This is a genomic window from Proteiniborus sp. DW1 (assembly GCF_900095305.1).
Taxonomy (GTDB): domain Bacteria; phylum Bacillota; class Clostridia; order Tissierellales; family Proteiniboraceae; genus Proteiniborus.
Window position 1 is genome coordinate 1 of sequence record NZ_FMDO01000035.1, and the last position, 7,272, is coordinate 7,272.

At 29.4% G+C, this 7,272-nt stretch carries 8 protein-coding genes; all 8 read left to right on the top strand.

Annotated elements, in window-relative coordinates; all coding sequences use genetic code 11:
* On the top strand, window positions 1-201 hold a 201-nt coding region (locus DW1_RS08895; RefSeq protein WP_143474393.1), incomplete at its 5' end, for a S1 RNA-binding domain-containing protein.
* A 190-nt stretch (window positions 202-391) separates the two neighbouring features.
* Window positions 392-1,165, top strand: a complete 774-nt coding sequence (locus DW1_RS08900; protein ID WP_074350273.1) for a CheR family methyltransferase — start codon at window positions 392-394, stop codon at window positions 1,163-1,165.
* A gap of 178 nt (window positions 1,166-1,343) precedes the next feature.
* Complete coding sequence (locus DW1_RS08905; protein WP_074350274.1) at window positions 1,344-2,399, top strand: M42 family metallopeptidase; 1,056 nt, start codon at window positions 1,344-1,346, stop codon at window positions 2,397-2,399.
* Window positions 2,390-3,421, top strand: a complete 1,032-nt coding sequence (locus DW1_RS08910; protein ID WP_074350275.1) for a M42 family metallopeptidase — start codon at window positions 2,390-2,392, stop codon at window positions 3,419-3,421. Before DW1_RS08905 ends, DW1_RS08910 begins: the two co-directional genes overlap by 10 nt.
* On the top strand, window positions 3,411-4,409 hold the full coding sequence (locus tag DW1_RS08915; RefSeq protein WP_074350276.1) for a M42 family metallopeptidase: 999 nt from the start codon (window positions 3,411-3,413) through the stop codon (window positions 4,407-4,409). Before DW1_RS08910 ends, DW1_RS08915 begins: the two co-directional genes overlap by 11 nt.
* 252 nt (window positions 4,410-4,661) lie before the next feature.
* The gene (locus tag DW1_RS08920; RefSeq protein ID WP_074350277.1) at window positions 4,662-5,252 is read left to right on the top strand and encodes a MerR family transcriptional regulator; all 591 of its coding nucleotides are present in this window, start codon (window positions 4,662-4,664) and stop codon (window positions 5,250-5,252) included.
* Between the two features lie 120 nt (window positions 5,253-5,372).
* Window positions 5,373-6,863, top strand: coding sequence for a MocR-like pyridoxine biosynthesis transcription factor PdxR (locus DW1_RS08925; protein WP_074350278.1), 1,491 nt, complete (start codon window positions 5,373-5,375; stop codon window positions 6,861-6,863).
* Window positions 6,864-6,957: 94 nt separating this feature from the next.
* A partial coding sequence (locus DW1_RS08930) for a hypothetical protein (RefSeq protein WP_143474394.1) occupies window positions 6,958-7,272 on the top strand: 315 nt, incomplete at its 3' end.

Genomic DNA, 7,272 nt, shown 5'->3' on the forward strand with positions numbered 1-7,272 from the left:
TCTGATAAGCATATTGCAAAACCATCTGAAGAACTAAGTGTTGGTGAAAATGTAAAAGTAAAAATATTAGATTTGAATAAAGAAGAAAGAAAAATAAGCTTAAGTATCAGAGAAGCTACAACTAGTGAATCTAGTGAAACTATAGAATATTCCAATAATGAGGAGATTACAATAGGGGATATTATAAAAGAAAATGAGTAGAGTGAGGCTAAAAACCTCATTCTTTTTTTCTTTATATAGAATATTTTTTAATTTTCTGTAGAAAATAATATTGACCTCACAAAATACATCAAGACCCCCTTTATATAGTTACCTGTGGTATATTGCCACAGGCTTTTTTTATTGGTACAATATATACAAGTAATATCAGTCAATGAAAAGGAGATAAATAATGGACAAGTATGAAGTTTTCAAGAAACAAGTTTATTCACTAACAGGAATAGATTTGTCAAGCTATAAAGAAAAGCAAATGAAAAGAAGAATTCAGTCATTAGTGACTAGAAATAAGTTTACTGATTTTGATGACTATTTTAATGGTTTAAAAAGTGATCAAAAGCTTTTTGACGAGTTCATTAACTATTTAACTATTAATGTCTCAGAGTTTTTTAGGAATCCAACTCAATGGAGTGTTTTAGAAAAGGAGATATTACCTGATTTAATTGCATGTAATAAAAAATTAAATATATGGAGTAGTGCTTGTTCTACAGGTGAAGAGCCTTATACACTTGTAATGTTACTTACAAGATTTTTCAAGCTATCAGAAATTAGTATTCTTGCCACTGATATAGATTTAGGAGCAATTGAAAAAGCCAAAACAGGCATATACAATGAAAAAAGTATTCAAAATGTTCCAAATGACTTAAAGAATAAATACTTTGAGAAGATTGGGAAAAGTTTCAAGATACATCAATCTATAAAAGATTGCGTTAAATTTGATAGACTTGATTTACTTAGAGATAAATATCCTAATAACTGTAATCTAATTTTATGCAGGAATGTTTTAATCTATTTTACTGAGGAAGCCAAGGCTAATATTTATAAAAAATTTCATGATTCTTTGAGTAATGATGGAATATTATTTGTAGGTAGTACAGAACAAATAATAATGCCAGAAAGATATAACTTAAAATCTGCAAAGACCTTTTTTTACAAGAAAAGCTTCTAATAAAGTACTATTAAATTAAAAGGGCTTTTTGAAATTTTTACTAAAGTTTACCTAAAGAAGTTATTAAATCTTTTTTGTTGATTATAAAATATTCGTTGAATTAGCCTGTTATATTATTATATCTATAATCAATATAATAATGTGATGTCTATAAATAAAAAAGAGGAGGAGAACTAATTTGCAAGCAAAAGAATTCTTAAGGCTTTTATGCGAAGAGTCTGGGGTCTCTGGACATGAACATGCAGTATCTAACTTAATTATTGAAGCTTTTAAAGATTTTACAAATGAAATAGAAAGAGATAAACTAGGAAATGTAATTGCAGTAAAAAAAGGAGAGAACAATCTAAATAACATCAAAATAATGTTAGCAGCTCATATGGATGAAATAGGACTAATGGTTACTGATATTGATGACAAAGGCTTCATAAAATTCACTACAATAGGTGGAATTGATCCAAGAACTTTATTAGCACAAGAAGTAATTGTACATGGCAAGGAAGATTTATTTGGTGTTATTGGAGCTAAGCCTCCTCATTTACAAGACGAGTCAGAAAGAGAAAAAGCAGTGAAAGTTGAAGATTTAACTATTGATGTAGGCTATTCAAAGGAGCAATTAAAGGGATTGGTAGAAATAGGTAATGTTGTAACAATTAGAAGAAACCTTCTTGAACTTAGGGAAAATTGGGTAAGTGGTAAGGCACTAGATGATAGAGCTGGCGTAGTTACTATGTATGAATGTGCTAAGGAGTTAAGATATCTAAAACATGAGGCAGATGTTTACTTTGCTTCAACAGTACAAGAAGAAGTGGGTGTAAGAGGGGCTACTACAAGTACATATAAAATTAATCCAGATATAGGGATTGCCATAGATGTTGGATTTGGAGCAACTCCAGAAATACCAAAAGAATATACATTAGATATGGGAAAAGGGCCAGGAATTACAATCGGTGGCAATATTCATCCAAGATTGAGAGAAAAACTAGTTGAAATTGCTAAAGAGTATAATGTTCCGTACCAATTTGAAATAGATCCAGGACCTACTGGAACAGATGCTAGAGCAATGCAGATTACTCGATGTGGGATACCAACTTTGTTAATTTCTCTACCTCTAAGATATATGCACACTTCAATAGAAACTATAAATATAAATGATATAAAATTATCTGCTAAGCTATTAGCTAGGTTTATTTCCTATATAACTCATGATAATTTGGAGGGGTTATTATGTTATTAAAAAGACTTACAGAGGCACGTGGAGTTTCTGGAAATGAAAAAGAAGTAAGAGAGATAATAATTAATGAAATAAAAGATTATGTGGACGATATTCATATAGATAGAATAGGTAATATTATTGCATATAAAAAAGGAGAAATAGATACCCCTAGACTAATGATTGCTGCCCATATGGATGAAGTGGGATTAATGATTACAAAAATAGAAGATAGTGGTTTGCTAAAGTTTACTTGTGTAGGTGGAATAGACCAAAGAGTATTAGTTTCTAAGCCAGTATTAGTGGGCAATAAAAAAGTAAATGGAGTTATAGGTTCTAAGCCTATTCATATGCAGAAGAAAACAGAATGGAAAAAGGCTTTAGACTATAAGGAATTATATATAGATATAGGCGCTAGCAGTAAAGAAGAAGCAGAAAAGCTAGTTACAGTTGGAGAGTATGCATCTTTTTTAAGTGATTATGTTGAATTTGGAGATAACTTAGTAAAAGCAAAAGCTTTAGATGATAGAGTAGGATGTAATATATTGATAGATCTACTAAAAACAAATAGAAAGCTTTCAATATACGGTGTATTTACTGTAATGGAGGAAATAGGCTTAGTAGGGGCAGGTCCTGCTGCTTATAATATAGAACCTGATATTGGAATAATACTTGAAGGAACTACTTGTTCCGATGTTCCTGGTTTAGAAGAGCATTTACAGGCTACTGAGCTAGGGAAAGGACCCGCTATTTCTATAATGGATAGAACAACTATATTTAATAAAGATTTAAGAAAAATGATTATTGATATCGCAAAGAAAAATGATATTCCTTACCAGCTAAGAAGGACTACCTTTGGGGGCAATGATTCTGGGAAAATCCATCTAGCAAAGCAAGGAGCTATAACTGCAACTATATCAGTGCCATGCAGATATATTCATTCACCTATTAGTGTTATGAGTAAAAGTGATTATGACAATGCTAAGAGGCTTTTGAATCTATTTATTGATAATCTAGAAAAGGGAGGTTTTAATAATGAATTTTAATGGTGAGTTATTAAAAAAATTAGTTAATGCTTTTGGGCCATCTGGAGATGAACAGCAGATTGCTGAAATTATTAAAGCTGAAATCAAGGACTATGTTGATGAAATTAGAACAGATAGACTAGGAAACCTTATTGCCAGAAAAAAAGGAAATGGCAGTAAAGTTATGTTAGCAGCACATATGGATCAAATTGGGCTATTGATTACAGATATTGATGAAAAAGGATTCTTAAGATTTACTAATATAGGCGGTATATCACCTTATGTTTCTCTTGGTCAACGAGTCATATTTAAGAATGGCAATATAGGTGTTATTTATATGGAGCCAATGGAAGATATAAGTAAGCTTAAGTTGGAAAACATGTACATAGATATAGGGGCAAGATCAAAAGAAGAAGCAGAAAAAATAGTAAGTATAGGGGATTCTTGTGTATACACATCACAGTATTATGAGAACGATAACAACGTAATATCAGGCTGTCTTGATGATAGGATAGGATGTTATATATTAATAGAAACTATAAAAGAGTTAAAAGAAGCAAATAATGATATATATTTTGTTTTTACTTCCCAAGAAGAAGTAGGATTAAGAGGCGCAAAAACCTCCGCCTATAGCATAGACCCAGACTTCGGTATTGCCATAGATATAACAAGCTCTGGAGACACTCCTAAAGCAAAACGATTTGCAGTAGGGTTAGATAAGGGAGCAGCAATAAAAGTTAAAGATCAAAGTATATTAGTAAGTCCTGTAGTAAAAGACTTTATGGTTAAAGTAGCTAAGGATAAAAATATACCTTATCAACTGGAAGTTCTAGAACGTGGTGGAACTGATTCAGGAGCTATTCACCTTACAAAAGAAGGGGTACCATCTGGAGTAATTTCAGTTCCAACTAGGTATGTACATAGTCCTAGTGAGACAATTTCGAAAAATGATGTTAATAATTGTATATCTTTGTTGTTAAATATAATAAATAAAAAACTAGAATTTTAAATGGGTGAATATTCGCCCATTTTTGACTGAAAGCATCCTTAAATAATTAACTTAAAAATGCTTACCAATTGTGGTAAGCATTTTTTTACAATAGATGTAGAATCTTGTAATCATAAGTTATATTTTATTAAATAAATAAAGATTATGTTGGAAAAAATCGGAAACTTTTTACGAAAAATACAAAATAAGTAAAGGAGATTTTGTTTTTTTGAAGAATTCATTTATCATGTATATTTTTTAGGAGGTGAACTTATGTATGATACAGAAAAAGAATATACTATCTCTGAAGTTTCAGAAATAACTGGCTATCAACCTCATGTTATTAGATATTATGAGAAAGAATTTGAATTAGAAATACCAAGAAATAACTCTAATCATAGGTATTATACATATAAAGAGTTGGAGATTTATAATTATATAAAAGCATTACAAGAGAAAGGATTTACTAATAAACAAATTAAATTAATTATCAATTCTCCTGAATTAGTGGTAACTGATGGCGAGATGGCTGTTACTAACTTAGTTAAGAAAGAAACTGATATTGTTCCTAGTGCTACTGAAATTTATGAAATATTTAAAGAATTAATAACAGAGGAAATAAGTTCTGCTTTAATGGAAAAAGCTGATCAGAGTTTAATAGTAATAAATGAACTTAAAGATGAGATAGCTGAGTTAAGAAATGAGATTAATAGTAATGAAAGGGATGTTCTTATTTGCGAGAATATAAAGCTCAAGATGCAACTTAAGGAGAAATCCTATCAGGTAGTTGAGTTGAAAGATAAATTGAAAAAAGAACAAGAATCTAAAAGTGGATTCTTTACAAAATTATTTAAGAGGAAGTGATGAGTAAACCTAACAATCAGTTAGGTTTATTTACTGATATCATAAATTTGAAAATTACTATAACTATGATAAGATAGTATTTAATAAAAATATTTCTTGAGTCTAAATGGGGGATTTTAAGTGGAAGTATTTAATGATATTCGGCTTGATAAAAATAGTACTAAGCATTTGTATCTTCAGTTATTTGATGAGATAAAAAAATTAATTGAGCTATACAACATTAAGCCTCATACAAAATTGCCAACTATTAGATATCTTGCTGACAAGCTTAATGTGAATAATAGTACAATTGTAAATGCTTATAATAAGCTGGAAGCAGAAGGATTTATATATAAAAAGATTGGAAGTGGCACATTTGTTCAAGATATTAGAAATAAGGGAGTAAAAAAGCAAATTCTTGATGAAGAAACAAGTATGAGTATGGATAATTTTAATATAGATGTAAATGCTAGCTATAGTGAAAAAATAATTAACTTTGCTAGTACTGCACCTATGCCAGATTTGTTTCCTATAGATGATTTTAAATTGGTTTTAAATGAGGTTTTAGATAGGGATAAAGGAAGAGCTTTTACCTACCTGGAGAGTCAAGGATATTTAGATCTTAGAAAAGCCATATGTAATTATTTATTAGATTTTAATATTAAAACTTGCGAGGATAATGTTCATATAATATCAGGAGCACAGCAAGGAATAGATATTTTATCTAAGGCCTTAATTGAATATGGAAATGTTGTATTTACTGAAAATCCTACTTATACAGGTGCAATAGCTGTATTTAAGTCTAGGTCTGCTAGAATAGTAGAGATACCTATAAATAAGGATGGTATTGACCTAATAGATCTAGAATACAAGTTAAGAAGTTTTAAACCCAAATTTATTTATACAATGCCAAATTTTCAAAACCCTACTGGTTACTGCTATACTACTACGAAGATGAAGAAGTTAATAGAATTAGCTGAAAAGTATAATTTTTATATTATTGAAGATGACTATTTAAGTGACTTACATTCTATAGATAAACCACGAAACACTTTAAAATCACTTGATACAGCTGATAAAGTTATATATATAAAGAGTTTTTCTAAGGTTTTTATGCCTGGTTTAAGACTTGCTTTTATGATTATACCAAAGACTATATATAATGAAGTAATATCTGCTAAGCATATATCAGACATATCTACCTCTAGTCTAATACAAAGAGCATTTCATTTGTACTTAGAGAAGAAAATTTGGCAAAAGCATATTGAACAGGTTAACATTGCTTACTCTGAAAGATATAAGACAATTATAAAAAGCATAAAAAAACATATGCCTAAGCAAATAAAATATATTTTACCTGAAGGAGGACTTAATTTTTGGTTCTCGCTACCATCTGGATATTCTGCTAATGAATTATATAAGCTGTGTTATAAAAATAAAATAGCAATAGCTCCAGGTTCATTATTTGATGTTTGGCAACGTGATACCAGACATTTTAGGTTAAGTATAGCTTCTATTCATAATGATGAAATTGACTCTGGGATATCTAAATTAGGAAAAATAATAACCTATTTTCTAAAAAATAATGGGAAAGATTCTATTTCTGTCAACTTATATAATAACCTTTTTTGATATCATTATGTATTGTTTTCAATAAATAACATAAATAAATTAATATAATTATTCTCCTTTCTTCAAAAAATACTAATAGAAAGGAGAATCAATTATGTTTTCTAATATTGAAACTGTGCCTTCCTTACCTAAAGAAGTAAATATTTTCAAAAAATATATTGATGAACAATCAGATCCAATAAAAAGAGAAGTCTTTAGCTATAGCTTAACTTCCTATATTATTGGTAATATTACGCCGTTTCCAATTAATATGGAACTTTGTTATAATGATTGCTTGGACGAATGTAAATTAGATGAATACATTAGTTTCTTATCCTTAAACTATTTAATATATAAACTCAATATTAGCAGTAGCAATACAAAGAAGGTCTATTTCAAATCTGAAGATATATTTTATACTAATCATTTT

What these genes read in the sequence shown, in the direction of transcription:
- DW1_RS08915 (WP_074350276.1), top strand. Translation starts at nt 3,411, where the DNA reads ATGAATTTTAATGGTGAGTTATTAAAAAAATTAGTTAATGCTTTTGGG.
- DW1_RS08910 (WP_074350275.1), top strand. Translation starts at nt 2,390, where the DNA reads ATGTTATTAAAAAGACTTACAGAGGCACGTGGAGTTTCTGGAAATGAA.
- DW1_RS08920 (WP_074350277.1), top strand. Translation starts at nt 4,662, where the DNA reads ATGTATGATACAGAAAAAGAATATACTATCTCTGAAGTTTCAGAAATA.
- DW1_RS08900 (WP_074350273.1), top strand. Translation starts at nt 392, where the DNA reads ATGGACAAGTATGAAGTTTTCAAGAAACAAGTTTATTCACTAACAGGA.